This window comes from Flavobacterium algoris, from assembly GCF_048158525.1.
GTDB lineage: Bacteria > Bacteroidota > Bacteroidia > Flavobacteriales > Flavobacteriaceae > Flavobacterium > Flavobacterium algoris.
Map to the genome: position 1 here is coordinate 1 of NZ_JBLNKT010000009.1, position 16795 is coordinate 16795.

11 protein-coding genes are annotated in these 16795 nt (G+C 35.0%); 9 read left to right on the forward strand and 2 right to left on the reverse strand.

Annotated features, from left to right (window positions below):
* Positions 1-64 precede the first annotated feature (64 nt).
* The 3 genes from ACM55I_RS06790 (at position 65) to ACM55I_RS06800 (ending at position 5391) form a co-directional block, all read left to right on the forward strand.
* Positions 65-1654 carry a S8 family peptidase gene (locus ACM55I_RS06790; protein WP_416846000.1) on the forward strand — a complete coding sequence of 530 codons (1590 nt, stop codon included), beginning with the start codon at positions 65-67 and terminating at the stop codon, positions 1652-1654.
* Positions 1655-1842: 188 nt separating this feature from the next.
* Complete coding sequence (locus ACM55I_RS06795) at positions 1843-3453, forward strand: S8 family peptidase (RefSeq protein WP_416846001.1); 1611 nt, start codon at positions 1843-1845, stop codon at positions 3451-3453.
* A 63-nt stretch (positions 3454-3516) separates the two neighbouring features.
* Positions 3517-5391, forward strand: a complete 1875-nt coding sequence (locus ACM55I_RS06800; protein ID WP_416846114.1) for a M1 family metallopeptidase — start codon at positions 3517-3519, stop codon at positions 5389-5391.
* A gap of 64 nt (positions 5392-5455) precedes the next feature.
* On the opposite strand, the gene ACM55I_RS06805 is transcribed toward ACM55I_RS06800, so the two are convergent.
* Complete coding sequence (locus ACM55I_RS06805; protein WP_416846002.1) at positions 5456-6403, reverse strand: L-threonine 3-dehydrogenase; 948 nt, start codon at positions 6401-6403, stop codon at positions 5456-5458.
* A gap of 222 nt (positions 6404-6625) precedes the next feature.
* Between ACM55I_RS06805 and ACM55I_RS06810 the strand changes: the two genes are divergently transcribed.
* The 6 genes from ACM55I_RS06810 (at position 6626) to ACM55I_RS06835 (ending at position 14493) form a co-directional block, all read left to right on the forward strand.
* Positions 6626-7243, forward strand: coding sequence for a hypothetical protein (locus tag ACM55I_RS06810; protein ID WP_416846004.1), 618 nt, complete (start codon positions 6626-6628; stop codon positions 7241-7243).
* The gene (mfd, locus tag ACM55I_RS06815; RefSeq protein WP_416846006.1) at positions 7236-10607 is read left to right on the forward strand and encodes a transcription-repair coupling factor; all 3372 of its coding nucleotides are present in this window, start codon (positions 7236-7238) and stop codon (positions 10605-10607) included. Before ACM55I_RS06810 ends, mfd begins: the two co-directional genes overlap by 8 nt.
* Before the next feature lie 147 nt (positions 10608-10754).
* A complete protein-coding gene (locus ACM55I_RS06820; RefSeq protein WP_416846008.1) occupies positions 10755-11672 on the forward strand; it encodes a hypothetical protein in 918 nt (305 codons plus the stop codon).
* A complete protein-coding gene (locus tag ACM55I_RS06825; protein WP_416846010.1) occupies positions 11672-12298 on the forward strand; it encodes a hypothetical protein in 627 nt (208 codons plus the stop codon). The genes ACM55I_RS06820 and ACM55I_RS06825 overlap by 1 nt, the downstream gene beginning before the upstream one ends.
* 190 nt (positions 12299-12488) lie before the next feature.
* Positions 12489-13418, forward strand: coding sequence for a helix-turn-helix domain-containing protein (locus ACM55I_RS06830; RefSeq protein WP_416846012.1), 930 nt, complete (start codon positions 12489-12491; stop codon positions 13416-13418).
* A gap of 307 nt (positions 13419-13725) precedes the next feature.
* Complete coding sequence (locus tag ACM55I_RS06835) at positions 13726-14493, forward strand: SDR family NAD(P)-dependent oxidoreductase (RefSeq protein ID WP_416846014.1); 768 nt, start codon at positions 13726-13728, stop codon at positions 14491-14493.
* Positions 14494-14561: 68 nt separating this feature from the next.
* Here the strand turns inward: ACM55I_RS06835 and ACM55I_RS06840 are convergent, their stop codons facing one another.
* Positions 14562-16721, reverse strand: a complete 2160-nt coding sequence (locus ACM55I_RS06840; protein WP_416846015.1) for a glycoside hydrolase family 97 protein — start codon at positions 16719-16721, stop codon at positions 14562-14564.
* Between the last annotated feature and the right edge of the window lie 74 nt (positions 16722-16795).

Genomic DNA, 16795 nt, shown 5'->3' on the forward strand with positions numbered 1-16795 from the left:
TTCTCTAACAATTTGAAGCTTTAAAGACATACTGTAATCGCGTTGGGTGCGTTTTACATAATTTATGTTTTCTTCCATAACGATCTTTTTTGTGTATCGCTATTTCAGGACGGGACAAACGCTTACTGCAATAGGTGCACCTTTAAACATTATAAAAAAGGCGCCAATAACTGAAAATGACTTGAAACGTTGGAGTCATTTAGATATCGTAAAGGATACGATTCCCGGAATGAGTGTTGATAGAGCGTATTCTGAATTATTGAAAAATAAAAAAGGGGTAAAGGTTATCGTTGGGATTGTAGATTCAGGAGTTGATATTGAGCATCAAGATTTAAAATCGGTGGTTTGGACCAATACAAAAGAAATTGCTGGTAACGGAATTGATGATGATAAAAATGGATATGTTGATGATATTCACGGTTGGAATTTCCTTGGAGATATTACCAAAGAAAATTATGAATTCGAACGAATTATTAAAAACAAAAACATAGTTGATGAAGTAACGTATCAAGCTGCAAAAGCGGCAAATGATACTAAAATTGTCGATGCCGCTAAAGGGAAAGTACGGTTGGAGCAAATGTTGGTAACTCTAAACGAAGGAGATGCTAGATTGATCAAGCATTTTGGAAAGCCAGTTTATACAGTTGAAGAAGTTAAAGCAATTGTATCACAAGAACCGGAAATGCAAAAAAGTAAGGCTGCTATGGAGCAAATGCTTTCTTATGGCATGCCTTTAACGGACTTAAAAGCAGCTGTTCAAAAACAATTAGATGGCTTCAATGCGCTTTTACAAGGAGATAACCTAAAAACAGATTACAGAAAAGTTGTTGGAGATAATCCGGAAGATATCACGGATACAAAATATGGTAACAACAATGTTATGGGTCCAGACAAGAATGGAATTCTTCATGGAACTCACGTTGCCGGAATTGTTGCTCAAGTTAGAAACAATCAATTAGGTGGTGACGGAATTGCAAATAATGTTGAAATCCTAACCGTTCGTGCGGTTCCAGATGGGGATGAATACGATAAAGATATTGCTCTTGGGATTCGTTATGCAGTCGATAATGGCGCTAAAGTAATTAACGGAAGTTTTGGAAAAACCTTTTCACCACATAAACAATGGGTTTATGATGCAATCAAATATGCAGAGAAAAAAGACGTATTAATTGTTCATGCTGCCGGAAATGATGCAAAAAACCTCGATACCGAAAATAATTTTCCTAACGATTCTGATGATAAAGTAACTGAGTTTGCTGATAATGTAATCACAATTGGTGCGTTAAATTTTGAATATGGAAATAAAGTAGTGGCACGATTTTCAAATTTTGGAAAAACCAATGTTGACGTTTTTGCACCGGGTGTAAAAATTTATGCGACCACACCAAATGACTCTTATAAATATTTACAAGGGACGTCAATGGCTTCGCCAAATGTTGCCGGAGTTGCAGCAATAATCCGTTCGTATTACCCAAAATTATCTGCACAACAGGTAAAACACATTTTGATGGATTCAGGAGTAGCGATTACAACAGATGTTATTGTTGGTGGAAAACCTGCTGACACGCGATCTTTTACTACTTTATCTAAATCTGGAAAAATAGTAAATGCTTACAATGCTTTATTGATGGCTGAAAAAATGTCTAAAAAATAATAGTTTCAATTTCAAAATAAAAATGGAAGGGCAGATTGTCCTTCCATTTTTATTTTGAACAAGATAAAAATACGCTTTAATATTCATTTCTTTGCTTTCGAACAAATCTTAAGGGAGTGTTAATCCATTTAAATTCTGGGACAAAAAAACATAATTTAGGCCCCACATTTAATTTAAAAAATTTATAAATGAATCATATTAAACCAATCTACTATTCTGCCGTTGCTTTTTTTGCATTAGTGGGATGTAGTGCTCAAAAACAAGTTTCCAAAACTATTGCGCCTACAACAGTAAGTGCTCCGTTAATTATTAAGAAAGTTGCCCCTATAAGTGAAACTGATTTAAAACGTTGGAGTCATTTAGATTTGGTGAAAGATACGATTCCCGGGATGAGCGTTGATAAAGCGTATGCCGAATTATTGAAAGATAAAAAAGGAGTAAAAGTTATCGTGGGGATTGTAGACTCAGGAGTTGATATTGATCATGAAGATTTAAAATCAGTGATCTGGACCAATACCAAAGAAATTCCCGGGAATGGAATTGACGATGATAAAAATGGATTTATTGACGACATTCACGGCTGGAACTTCCTTGGAGACTCAGGTTTTGAAAATCTGGAAATGACTCGTATGCTGAAAAAAGCAGATGATGGATCAGTAACTTATAAAAATGCTAAAGCAGATTATGAAAAGAAATATAATGAAGCTTTGGAAGGGAAACAACAAGTAGATTTTCTTTTGAATACCAATAAAATGATTCAAACCTATTTAAAGAAAGACGATTATACACTGGAAGAATTGAATGCAATTGTGAGTACTGATGAAGCGTTGAATAAAAGTAAAATGATTATGACGCGCGTTATTGGGCAGTCAGGGCCGAAATTTGCCGCCGATATCGAAGAATACAAAAAGTATATTTATGACCAATTGAATTATAATTTAAACAAAGAATTTAATGGCCGAAAAGTGGTTGGCGATAATCCGGATGATATAAACGATACCAAATACGGAAATAATGTTGTTTACGGACCGGATAAAGAAGAAGCTTTGCATGGAACTCATGTTGCCGGAATTATTGCCCAAGTGAGAAATAACAATATTGGCGGTGACGGAATTGCTAATAATGTTGAAATTATGGCCGTAAGAGCCGTTCCTAATGGGGATGAATACGATAAAGATATTGCTTTAGCGATTCGTTACGCAGTTGATAATGGGGCTAAAGTAATTAACGGAAGTTTTGGAAAAAACTATTCTCCACACAAGCAATGGGTTTTTGATGCTATAAAATATGCTGAAAAGAAAGATGTTTTGTTCGTACACGCATCAGGAAATGAGGGAAATGATATTGATTTAGAAAAAAACATCAGTTTTCCAAATGATTCTGAAGACAACAAAATAGAGTTTGCTAAAAACGTACTTACTGTTGGAGCCTTGAACAATGTATATGGAGAAGCGGTAGTCGCGCCATTTTCTAATTATGGAAAAATCAATGTAGATGTATACGCTCCGGGAATGGAAATTTACGCATCAGTGCCAAACAATAAATACAAATACGAACAAGGAACTTCAATGGCTTCACCAAATGCGGCTGGTGTTGCAGCATTAGTTCGCTCGTATTATCCTAAATTATCTGCCGTTCAGGTGAAACAAATCTTGATGGATTCAGGAACACCACTTCCTGAAACGATAGAATTGGGAGAAACTCAAGAGAAAAAATTAAATGCTGAAACTTCAAAATCAGGGAAAATGATCAATGCTTATAATGCTTTTATTCTAGCTGAAAGAATGTCTAAAAATTAAATTCAAATAGGTATTAATCTAATGGGAGAGCTTTTGCTCTTCCATTTTTTATTATAAAAAATGATGCAAAAACTCCTTTTACTATCTTTTATCACACTTAATTGTAGTGCTCTATTTGCACAAAGGTCCACGTATTGGCAACAACATGTTGATTATAAAATGGATGTCACGATGGATGTGAAAAATTACCAATACAAAGGAAAGCAGGAATTGGTTTACACCAATAATTCTGCTGATACTTTAAGAAAAGTATATTACCATTTATTCAATAATGCTTTCCAACCCGGAAGTGAAATGGATGCCAGAATCCAAAGTATCAAAGATCCAGATGCCAGAATGGTCAACAAAATAAAAGTTGACGGCAAAGATGTCAAAGAAAGTCGAATCAAAACCTTGAAGCCTAACGAAATTGGGTATTTGAAAATTACTAATTTCAAGCAAGATGGAATTGTCGCTTTCGCAAAAACGGTAGGAACGATTCTCGAAGTGACTTTGGCAAAGCCAATTTTACCGAATTCAAAAACTACTTTTACGTTGGATTTTGATGGTCAGGTTCCAGTTCAAATTCGTCGTTCCGGAAGAAATAATATGGAAGGAATAGCATTGTCAATGGCGCAATGGTATCCGAAAATAGCCGAATTCGATTTTGAAGGCTGGCATCCAGATCCTTATATCGCCAGAGAATTTCAAGGTGTTTGGGGAAATTTTGATGTAAATATTACCATTGACAAGGATTATATTTTGGGAGGTTCCGGTTATTTGCAAAACCAAAACCAAATTGGACACGGATACGAAGATGCCGGAGTTACGGTGGTTTATCCAAAGAAAACAAAAACATTGACGTGGCATTTTATAGCGCCAATGGTTCATGATTTTACTTGGGCTGCTGATAAAAATTATATCCATGATGTGGTCAAAGGACCTAATAATGTTGATTTGCATTTCTTGTATAAAAATAATCCAAAGACGATGGAAAATTGGAAACAATTAGAGCCATTAATGGTCAATGTAATGGATTTTTATAACAAACACATTGGAGATTATCCATACAAACAATACTCCTTTATTCAAGGTGGCGATGGCGGAATGGAATATGCCATGTGTACGTTGATGTTAGGTGACGGAACTTTAAAAGGAATTTTAGGGACAGCAACGCATGAGTTGGGACATTCTTGGTTTCAACATGTCTTGGCTTCAAATGAATCAAAACATCCTTGGATGGATGAAGGTTTTACAACCTACGTAGAGGATTTGGCATTAAATGAAATGGCAGTCAAAAAAGACGAAAATCCATTCAAAGGAAATTATAAGGCGTATTATTCCTTAGTGGATTCTGGGAAAGAACAACCGCAAACCACTCATGGCGATCGTTATGATGAAAACCGTCCTTATAGTATTTCGTCTTATGTAAAAGGTAGTATTTTCTTGTCGCAATTGGGTTACGTGATTGGACAGGATAATTTAGCGAAAACAATAAAAAAATACTACCAAGATTTCAAGTTCAAACATCCTACGCCAAATGATATCAAGAGAACAGCTGAACGTGTTTCAGGAGCAAATCTAGATTGGTATTTGGTGGATTGGACCGAAACGACGAACACGATTGACTATGGAATTAAGGAAGTAAAAGAGAATGCCGACAAAACTGTTGTAACACTAGAAAGAATAGGCAGAATGCCGATGCCAATCGATTTGACGGCAGAATATACGGATGGAACGACTGAAAGTTTTTATATTCCGTTGCGCATGATGAGTTTCGAAAAAGAAAATCCGAATCCTTCAGTAAAAAGAACAGTTTTGAATGATTGGGCTTGGGCGAATCCAACTTTTGAGTTTACAATTGCTAAACCGAAAACAGCCATCAAGAAAATCACCATTGACCCAAGCGGATTAATGGCTGATGTGAAACAAGCGAATAATACTTATGAAATAAAGTAATTTTTCATTAAACCAAAAAGAGTCTAGCTTAAACTAGACTCTTTTTGGTTTTAAGTAATAAATTTTATTTTTCGGGGCTCAAATTTTTCAACATATCCACAGTCATGCTTTCCAAATCAAATTTGTGTTTCCAATTCCAGTCTTTTCTGGCTTCAGCATCATCAATACTTGCCGGCCAGCTATCGGCTATTTTTTGACGAAAGTCAGGTTTGTAAGTAACGGTAAATTCAGGAATGTGTTTTTTGATTTCGGCAGCAATTTCCGTAGGTGTAAAACTCATTGCGGCCAGATTATAAGAAGAATGAATTTTTATTTGTTCTACTGGCGCTTGCATAATTTGTATCGTTGCAGCAATCGCGTCGTCCATATACATCATCGGCATTTTAGTTTCGGAGGATAAAAAGCATTCGTATGTTTTGTCCGAAAGTGCTTTATGGAAAATATCCACCGCATAATCCGTAGTTCCGCCACCAGGAGGCGTAGACCAGCTAATTAAACCGGGATAACGAATGCTTCGCACATCAACACCAAAAATATTGTGGTAGTATTCACACCATCTTTCGCCCGCTTGTTTGCTGATTCCATAAACCGTAGAAGGTTCCATAATGGTATATTGCGGTGTGTTTTCTTTGGGTGTTGTTGGTCCAAAAACAGCAATACTGGAAGGCCAGAATATCTTTTTTATTTTTTTGGCTTTCGCCAAATTCAAAACGTGAAACAAGGAATTCATATTTAGGTCCCAAGCAAAAGCTGGATTTTTCTCCGCTGTTGCCGATAATAGTGCCGCCATTAAATAGATTTCATCAATTTTATGAATCTCTACAAGATGCTCAATTTGATTAAAATCCAGCGCATTTATCACTTCGAAAGGACCTGAATTGACTACGTCATTATTCAGTTTTCGAATATCAGAAGCTATTACGTTTTCTGTTCCATATATTTTTCGCAACTTATGGGTAAGTTCCGTTCCAATTTGTCCACAAGCGCCGATAATCAATATTTTAGTACTCATTTTGTTTGTTTTGAAATACAAAGATAACGTTTTCGTAAATAACACAAATTTGATTAAAAAAGTTATAAATTTACTAAAATAGTGTTTAAAATGGGTGTAAAATTCTTAATTTTTGTTTTTTTAAATATAAAAAGAGCTTCAAGAATATTAGATTGTTATTCCTATGCCGTAATTCGTAATTGTAAATTTACTTTGTAACTTTGTACTTTAATTCAAATTCAAATGATAAACAAAATAATGGTCTTCTTTTCTCTGATTTTCATCTTGTTTTCGTGTCAAGATGATAGTCAAAAACGGATTGCCGAAAATAAGAAAGAGATCAAAAAAAAAGAAGTCATATTTAAAAACATAGAAAAAGGCTGGGTTTTTTATGATACACCTATAACTGAGGCTTCTGAAAAAAGTATCGCTACCTGGAATGAATTACGAATGTTTTTGGCTGAATTAGCTCAAAAGCCTAAAAAAACCATTGGTGCTTTTCAACAAAAATCGAAAGCCCTTTCTAAAAAAGCAATGGCTTTGAACGATAATGTTCCTTATAATTTTAGTAAACCTCAGATAAAAAGTAGAATTTCGACGGTAATCACTAAGGTCCGAATGTTGGATTTATTCATTCATCTGGATAATATTCCCGATAAAAAAGTGACGCAGTTAGTTGCTGAAATTAATTTGGAATTGGTTTCCTTACAAAGACAGATGGATAAAATCGTAGAAAAAAGTAAAATTCCAGTCGAAGAAGGAGAATCCGACTTATTGAAAATGATGGATGCTTCAAGAGCAATTCCTAATACGCCAGTACCTAATACACCAATCGACCCAAATCTACCCCGCGTTGAGTAAAAAAGCCTTATATACTATTTACGAGAATGCACCAAAAACGCAGCAAATTGTTGCTCGTTTATTGGAGAATAATCAAGTAAAAATGCACTTTTCCGGATTACTCGGATCAGCGCTTTCCTTTGTAATTCGTTCGATTTTCAAGAAATCGGAACTTCCTTTTTTGGTTATTTTAAACAATAAAGAAGAAGCCGCTTATTATTTGAACGACCTCGAACAGATGGTTGGCGACGAAGATGTTTTGTTTTATCCCGGTTCATATCGTCGTCCGTACCAAATTGAAGAAACCGATAATGCGAATGTTTTGCTTCGCGCCGAAGTCCTCAACAGAATCAATTCCCGTAAAAAACCGGCAGTTATTGTCACGTATCCCGAAGCATTATTCGAGAAAGTGGTAACCCGAAAAGAATTGGATAAAAACACCTTGAAAGTTGCTGTTGGTGACAAGATTTCGATCGATTTTATCAACGAAGTTTTGTTCGAATACGAGTTCAAAAGAGTAGATTTCATTACGGAACCAGGAGAATTTTCCGTTCGTGGAGGAATTGTCGATGTATTTTCGTTTTCGAATGATAATCCGTACCGAATTGAGTTTTTTGGAGACGAAGTAGAAAGCATCCGTAGTTTTGATGTAGCGACGCAATTGTCGATTTTGCAACAAAAGAAAATTACGATAATTCCAAATGTAGAGAACAAAGTTTTTCAGGAAAACCGAGAAAGTTTCTTGGATTATATCTCGGAGAAAACGGTTATTTTCATTCAGAATACCGAGGATTTTTTATCCCAATTAGACAAACAATTTGGCAAAGCCGAAGAAGCTTTCGCAAAATTATCGCAGGAAATAAAACGATCTACACCTGAAGAATTGTTCTTGAATCAAGCGGAGTTTATAAAAAGAGCGTTGGATTTCTCGATTGTGGAATTGAGTTCGAAGGCTATTTTTAGAACAACCAAAAAATTCGAATTTCACATTCAGCCGCAACCGTCGTTCAACAAACAGTTTGATTTGTTGTTGAATAATCTGAATGAAAATCATTTTAACGGCTACAAAAATTATTTGTTTTGTTCCAATGATGCTCAAGCCAAACGATTTCATGATATTTTCGAAACCTTGGATGAGGCCAATTCTGAAAACATCAGAAAACAATACCATACCGTTGTTTTGCCTTTGTACCAAGGATTTATAGACGAGGAAAACCAAATAACTTGTTATACAGACCATCAGATTTTTGAACGCTATCATAAATTTAGCATCAAAAATGGCTATTCGAAAAAACAGAATATCACTTTAAAAGAACTCACAACATTGTCCGTTGGGGATTACGTGACGCACATTGATCACGGAATTGGACGCTTTGGAGGTTTGCAAAAAATACAAGTCGAAGGCAAAACACAAGAAGCTATCAAACTCGTTTATGCCGATAATGATATTGTGTATGTGAGTATTCATTCACTGCACAAAATTTCAAAATACAACGGAAAAGACGGAACGCCACCCAAAATTTACAAATTGGGTTCGAATGCCTGGAAGATTTTAAAACAAAAAACCAAGGCGCGCGTCAAACATATTGCATTCAATTTGATTCAATTGTATGCCAAGCGGCGACTGGAAAAAGGATTCCAGTTTGCGCCCGACAGTTATTTGCAAAATGAATTGGAAAGTTCGTTTATTTACGAAGATACACCGGATCAAACTAAATCGACGGCAGAAGTAAAAGCCGACATGGAAAGTGATCGTCCAATGGATCGATTGGTTTGTGGGGATGTGGGTTTTGGTAAAACCGAAGTTGCCATTCGTGCCGCTTTCAAAGCAGTCGATAACAGCAAACAAGTTGCGATATTAGTTCCCACCACAATTTTGGCGTACCAACATTACCGAACTTTTACCGAACGATTGAAAGATATGCCGGTTTCTGTGGGGTATTTGAACCGTTTTAGAACGGCCAAACAAAAATCGGAAACCTTAAAATTATTAGCCGAAGGAAAACTCGATATTGTGATTGGAACACACCAATTGGTCAACAAAAATGTAGTTTTTAAAGATTTAGGATTGTTGATTGTAGATGAGGAACAAAAGTTTGGTGTCAACGTAAAAGACAAACTCAAAACTATTGCTGCCAATGTCGATACACTAACTTTGACAGCAACGCCAATTCCGAGAACGTTGCAGTTTTCGCTAATGGCAGCGCGTGATTTATCGGTGATTACAACGCCTCCGCCCAATAGATATCCTATTGAAACGAACGTAGTTGGCTTTAGTGAAGAGTTGATTCGCGATGCGATTTCGTATGAAATTCAGCGGAACGGACAGGTTTTCTTTATCAATAATCGAATAGAAAACATCAAGGAAGTGGCCGGAATGATTCAGCGTTTGGTCCCAAATGCCAAAGTTGGAATTGGTCACGGCCAAATGGAAGGAAGAAAACTGGAAGAATTGATGTTGGCTTTCATGAACGGAGAATTTGATGTTTTAGTTGCCACCACAATCATCGAAAGTGGTTTGGACGTTCCTAATGCCAATACTATTTTTATCAATAATGCCAATAATTTCGGATTGTCTGATTTGCATCAAATGCGTGGTCGGGTAGGACGTAGCAATAAGAAAGCGTTTTGCTATTTTATTTGTCCGCCATATTCTGCGATGACGGATGATGCCAGAAAAAGAATTCAGGCTTTGGAACAATTCAGTGAATTGGGAAGCGGATTTAATATTGCGATGAAAGATTTGGAGATTCGTGGTGCCGGAGATTTATTGGGTGGCGAACAAAGCGGTTTCATCAACGAAATTGGTTTTGATACCTATCAAAAAATCATGAACGAAGCTATTGACGAATTGAAAGAAAATGAATTCAAGGATTTGTATCCGGAGGAAAACAATTTGGAAACCAAAGAATACGTCAAAGACCTGCAAATCGATACGGACTTTGAGTTGTTATTCTCGGATGAATACATCAATAATGTTTCGGAACGATTGAGTTTGTACAATGAATTGGGCGGTATTAAAAACGAAGAAGAACTCATTATTTTCCAGAATAAATTGATTGACCGTTTTGGTCCTTTGCCGCCACGAGCGAAAGCATTAATGAATAGTATTCGAATCAAATGGATTGCTACCCGTATTGGAATCGAGAAACTGGTGATGAAACAAGGGAAGATGATCGGGTATTTTGTGTCGGATCAACAATCGGATTATTACCAATCGAATCGTTTTCAGTATGTTTTGCAGTTTGTGCAAAAACACAGTTCTATTTGTAAAATGAAAGAAAAACAAACGCCGGCTGGTTTAAGGCTTTTGTTGACTTTTGACAATGTGAAGAATACTAGGACTGCTTTGGAATTTATGGAGTTGTTGGGAGGAGATAAATAATTTGTAACTCAAATTAAGCTTTGTGTAAATTAGTTTTATTGTTTAATGTGTTTTATATAGTAATGTCTGTAAATGTATTAGCTGTCATTTTATAACAAGCTTGTGCATAAATAAATTATTAATATATTTACATTAAAATTAAAGGATATGTCCACAGACAAAATAGAAATAAAATTAACTTATGTTGATGATGAATACGTCGACTTAAGTAATATGTCTGTGAAAGCACTTGAATCTTTTTTAAGTGTTACAAATTCATTAAAAAATATATCCGAATCTGTTTCTGACCAGTTTACATTTACTATTAAAAATGGTTCAGCTTACGCATCGGTGAACGGATTACAAAATGATATTGGTAACATTTATTCCAAAATTGATGAAGCTTTAAAAGGAGAATCCACAGATGAAATTGTAACTTCAAACCTAAGAAATATTCAAAAGGAAATTCAAAACTCTGTTTTTAAATATCAATTTTTCTATGGGGATGAAATTTTGGACACAAGAATCAGAACAGCCAAAAAAATAACTAAAAAAAGAACAAAACAATTATTTGAAAATAGAATAGAAATAATTTCAGGTTATTTTAATCAAATTGGAGGTAACGATCCTAATTATCATTTTGATTATGGTAATGGGAACAAATTGACCATTGATTGTACAATAAATGAGACTGAAGAGTTAAAAGAATATCTTTATAAAACGATTTCAAGTTTAGTTATTAAAAAGACTTTTGAAGATGAACAAATAAAACCAGTGTTTGAACATAAATCAATCATTGAAGATGAATTAGTTTATCCATTTAAAGAGTTTTTAATAAATTATTATGAGACAAAAGATTTAATCAAAAGACTTGAATCTATTTATGATTTTATTGATAGTTTAGAAAAAAAAGAAAAATATATTGAATTATTCCTTAAAGCTTTCAAAAGCAACATTTTTAATGTTAGTGAAATAAAAACTATTTTGGTAATTTCTAAATCTTTTCAAGAAAAAAATGAAAATATTAGAAAATATAGAGATGAACTTTTAAAAGTTTATGAAAGTTTGTTAATACAATTACGCTAATGTTTGAAATAATTAACACTCTAAATGAGGAAGATATAAGTGAAAATTACTTGGCAATAGGGAGTTTAATTAATGAAAATAAAGAGCCTTTTCATGCAGCTTTAATAATAAAATATAATTCCAATTTATTACAATATCATTATACTGGTTCAGATATTGAATTAAGTGATGTGAATTTTGAATATTTCCATAAAAGAACAAAGACGATTCATAAGGATGAGATTCCAGCTTTCATAGCTTATTGTAATTCAATTAAGAAAAATGCAAATCCAATATATGGTTATTTTTATAGTGGAGAATACTATGATAATAATGGCGAACATTTTTCTGAAAAAGCAATTGGTGAGAGAATGACTTGTGTTGGTTTTTGTTTGAATGTTTTAAAAGGTTTTTTGGAAAAAGACTATTTAAATTATATTGATTGGGATTCATCAACCCAAGGTAATGATTATTTATTAAAATATGCAGAAAAGCATAATTTAGACGTTGCTACAATTCAAGAATCTCATAGAAGAATTAGTCCAATTGAAATATTAACTTCTGGCTTTTTTTATAACATTCCAATTTCTAAAATTGAGATAGACAGTAAAGTTGATGAAGTAAAAGGATATTTACTTAATTATTAAGTTTTTAAAAAAGCAAATACTGTCATTTTTTAATTTTAAGTTGTCTATTTCGTCACTTCCTCAATCAAATAAAAAACAGACTTAAAATCAATTCCATTCCTGTTTTCTAATCCAATTTCGCAGGTTTTATTGGTAGATTAATCTTTTTTGTAAATATTTCTTATATTTGATTTTTACAAATTCATTCGCAATGAAATTAAAATCAATAGACGAGTTTTATCAGGAAATTTCTGGAGACTCCAGCACGGAACCGAGCACATTATTGCCCGATGGTATCCAAAACGAAATTGGACATTTCAATGTTTTCAATATCAAAGAACTTTATGAAAGACTAAAGGATAAGTCTTTTATGCCTTATGACAGAAGAGCGTATTATAAAATAAGCTTGATACGGGGTAAAAACAGAGTGGAATATGCAGACAAAGTAATTGATATTGAAAAGAATGCTCTTTTATTTGCTACGCCAAAAATCCCGTATCATTATGTTCCACAAGACACGCAACAGTCGGGACATTTCTGTGTCTTTACCAGTGCGTTTTTAACCAAGGATAAAAGTGGAATAGAACTAGATAAACTGCCTATTTTTCAAACGGATGGGTATCCTGTTTTCCAACTCACGGATGAAGAAACAATAGAGATTGATGTATTATTCAAAAAGATACACAAAGAAATCAATTCGGATTATGTGTATAAATATGATTTGATTCGGAATTATGTTGCGGAGTTGATACACTTTGGACAAAAGCTACAGCCCGTAACGGCTTTGTATTCAAAACACAATTCGGCTGCCAGAGTTTCTTCCTTATTTATGGAATTACTCGAAAGACAATTCCCAATTGAATCCCCACGCCAAAGGTTAGAATTGAAATCGGCTAAAGATTTTGCGGTTCGTTTGGCCATTCATGTCAATCATCTCAATAAAGTTTTAAAGGAGAATTCAGGCAAAACCACCACCGAGTTAATCAGTGATCGATTGATTCATGAAGCGAAGATTTTATTGAAAGAAACCGATTGGAACATTTCGGAAATTGCCTATTCATTGGGTTTTGAAGAATTGGCGCATTTTTCTAATTTTTTCAAAAAACAAACAGCATTGACGCCATTATCTTTTAGGACTTAAATAGATCAAATGATTTTTTACATATAAGGAATGTAAGTTCATTTAAGGGGGACTATTTTGTATTCATAAATGGTTTTCTACTTTATAAATAATCCCTAAAAACACCAAATAAAAAACTGCTCAATCTGCGTGAAGAAAGAATAAATTGACACGCAGATTTTGCAGATTTAAAAAGATTTTTTAAAAGGCTGTTTTTATCTAACGAACTCGATAATTTGAATTTCGCAAACTCTGGATTGATATTTACAATTGACTAGCATTACTTCTACACTAATTTTGCTGTATTAATTTAAAACAACTATTTAAGATGGAATCAAAGAAAAACAAAATAGCATTAGTAACCGGTGGAAGTCGCGGATTAGGGAAAGATATGGCTTTGAACCTTGCCAAAAAAGGACTTGACGTCGTGTTAACCTACAACAGTAAAAAAGAAGAAGCAGAAGCTGTTGTAAAAGAAATTGAAAAATTAGGCCAGAAAGCAGCAGCCATTCAATTGGATGTTGCTGAAGTGAGTGGTTTTGATTTGTTTTTTCAAAATGTAGCGAGCGCTTTAAAAAGCACTTTTGGTGTTGAAAAAATTGATTTTTTAATTAACAATGCGGGCATTGGTGTTCACGAAAGTTTATTGTCAACAACCACAGCTCAATTTGATGATTTGGTTAATATTCAATTTAAAGGACCCTTTTTTCTAACTCAAAAAGCTTTGGAAATAATGAACGATGGCGGAGGAATTGTAAATATTTCATCGGGATTGACTCGTTTTTCATTTCCGGGATATGGTGCTTATGCAAGTATGAAAGGTGCGATGGAAACATTGACCAAATACCAAGCTAAAGAATTGGGTGAAAGAAAAATCAGAGTAAATATAGTGGCTCCGGGTGCTATAGCAACCGATTTTGGCGGCGGTGCGGTTCGCGATAACGAGCAACTGAATCAATTTCTTGCTTCAGTGACTGCATTAGGGCGAGTTGGCTTGCCGGAAGATATTGGAAGCGTAGTGGCCTTTTTGTGTACAGACGATGCAAAATGGGTGAATGCACAACGCATTGAAGTTTCAGGAGGAATGAATTTGTAATTAATTATTTGAAAAAAAAAGGGCTTGGTTTTCTGTAAACCAAGCCCTTTTTTATGCAATAAATAGTTTTATAACTTACCCAAACCTTTCATGTCAGTTGCAGTTCCTTCTTTGATGCTTATTGCAACGCCACCGCCAGGAGCGATGGATTGTTTCAAAACACTTTTTGAAGTCACTATGATTTTTTGAATCGTATAATTTTGTGGTTTTTCGTTCCAACTGGCGTCTTTAGCATCCGAATAAACTGTTGCGATGTATTTTTTACCTTTTGGAAGATAATCAAAAGCAATAGTTGCCGTTCTTGCGTTTTCATCAGTTATACCACCCACGAACCATTCGTTTTTACCTTTTGCTTTACGGGCAATAGTGATGTAATCTCCCGGCTCAGCTTCCAGGATATAGCTATTGTCCCAGTCTACTGCAACATCTTTTATAAACTGAAAAGTATCTGGAAAACGATTGTAGTTCTCCGGAATATCAGCTGCCATTTGCAACGGGCTGTACATCGTCACATAATAGGCTAGTTGTTTTACCAAAGTTGTATTGACACGTTGGTTTCCACCAGTTTTGTAATAGGTAAGATCAGTTTGAAAAATACCGGGTGTATAATCCATTGGTCCGCCCATTAAGCGGGTAAATGGTAAAATAGTGGTGTGTTCGGGAGCTAATCCTCCCATGGCTTCAAACTCTGTTCCTCGGGCTGATTCTTGTGCAACCCAGTTTGGATAGGTACGGTTTAATCCCGTAGGACGTACCGCTTCGTGGCTGTCAATCATGATTTTATAATCGGCAGCGCGCTCCGCTACGTGTATGTAATGATTGACCATCCATTGTCCGTCATGGTGTTCACCACGAGGAATAATCTTACCTACATAACCCGTTTTTACAGCATCATATCCATTGGCATTCATAAACTCAAAAGCACGGTCCAAACGACGTTCGTAGTTTGTTGCAGCTCCAGAAGTTTCGTGGTGCATTATAATCTTTACGCCTTTTGCGGTAGCGTATTCATGTACTGCTTTTACATCAAAATCAGGATAAGCAGTTGTGAAATCAAATACTTCTTCTTTCCAATTGTTAATCCAATCTTCCCAACCTACATTCCAACCTTCGATAAGGATAGCGTCAAAACCATTTTTTGCTGCAAAATCAATGTATTCTTTGGCATGTTCCGTTGTCGCTCCGTGTTTTCCATTTGGCGTAAGCTTAGTAAAATCCTGACCTAGTTTTACATTATTTTCTTTTCCGTATGCCCAAGTGCTTTTTCCGGCCACGAAATATTCCCACCAAATTCCGATGTATTTTACTGGTTTTATCCAAGAAACATCTTTGTAACGTGTAGGTTCGTTGAGGTTTAAGATTAGTTTTGAAGCCAAAATATCAGTGGCCTTATCACTTACCACAATCGTTCTCCAAGGTGTTTGTGCATCGGTTTGTATGTATCCTTTATTCCCGACAGCGTCCGGAGTAAGATGACTGCTCATTTTGAAAGTCGTCGCATCCACGTTTAAAGACATGGCGGGGTAATTAATCAATGCTGCTTCGTGAATATTGATGTATAAACCATCTGAAGATTTCATCATCGATGGGGTTTGTACGGCTAAATTTTTTATTGGCCATTGTGAATTGATTTCAACGGTAGCTTTTTTCATCAAGGAAGGAATCTCCGAAATCTTGGATGTGGTATAAGCATATTCATTTGTGTCATAATCTCCCGGAATCCAGAAAATTTTATGATCTCCTGCCAATTGAAATTCGGTATGTTCTTCTTTGATTACAAAATAATTCAAATCATTTTGTTTTGGAAATTCATATCTAAAACCCAATCCATCGTTGAATAAACGAAACCGAATTCGGATGTAGCGGTTGTTGTTTTTGACTTGCGCCAAAGTAACTAGCAGTTCGTTGTAATTATTACGAATCGTTTTTTGTTCGCCCATAACGGGATCCCAATTAACATCAACAGCTGTTTGGGTTGTGTTTGTAATAGAAAATCCATCAATGAAGGATGCTACATCTTTGGTTTCTACTCCTAAAGTACTGGATTTGATAACCGGTTTTCCCTTGTAGGTCAATTGGTAAGAAGGTACTCCGTTTTCTCTTAATTCAAATTTTAGAACAAGGTTCTTGTTAGGCGAATTGATTTCTTGTGCGAGCATCCATAACGGACTTGCACAAACGAATAGAAATAACGCATGAAGACGTATTTTTTTAAGTCTAAAGTTCATGTTTTTTATTTTTTAATTAATTAATAAAGGATGCTATTCTGGTTTAATTTAGATTAGGACCGTTTTTTTAGGAA

Coding starts and splice junctions, on each gene's coding strand:
- ACM55I_RS06795 (WP_416846001.1), top strand. CDS start 1,843: ATGAATCATATTAAACCAATCTACTATTCTGCCGTTGCTTTTTTTGCA.
- ACM55I_RS06810 (WP_416846004.1), top strand. CDS start 6,626: ATGATAAACAAAATAATGGTCTTCTTTTCTCTGATTTTCATCTTGTTT.
- ACM55I_RS06840 (WP_416846015.1), bottom strand. CDS start 16,721: ATGAACTTTAGACTTAAAAAAATACGTCTTCATGCGTTATTTCTATTC.
- ACM55I_RS06790 (WP_416846000.1), top strand. CDS start 65: ATGTTTTCTTCCATAACGATCTTTTTTGTGTATCGCTATTTCAGGACG.
- ACM55I_RS06825 (WP_416846010.1), top strand. CDS start 11,672: ATGTTTGAAATAATTAACACTCTAAATGAGGAAGATATAAGTGAAAAT.
- ACM55I_RS06805 (WP_416846002.1), bottom strand. CDS start 6,403: ATGAGTACTAAAATATTGATTATCGGCGCTTGTGGACAAATTGGAACG.
- ACM55I_RS06800 (WP_416846114.1), top strand. CDS start 3,517: ATGCAAAAACTCCTTTTACTATCTTTTATCACACTTAATTGTAGTGCT.
- ACM55I_RS06820 (WP_416846008.1), top strand. CDS start 10,755: ATGTCCACAGACAAAATAGAAATAAAATTAACTTATGTTGATGATGAA.
- ACM55I_RS06835 (WP_416846014.1), top strand. CDS start 13,726: ATGGAATCAAAGAAAAACAAAATAGCATTAGTAACCGGTGGAAGTCGC.
- ACM55I_RS06830 (WP_416846012.1), top strand. CDS start 12,489: ATGAAATTAAAATCAATAGACGAGTTTTATCAGGAAATTTCTGGAGAC.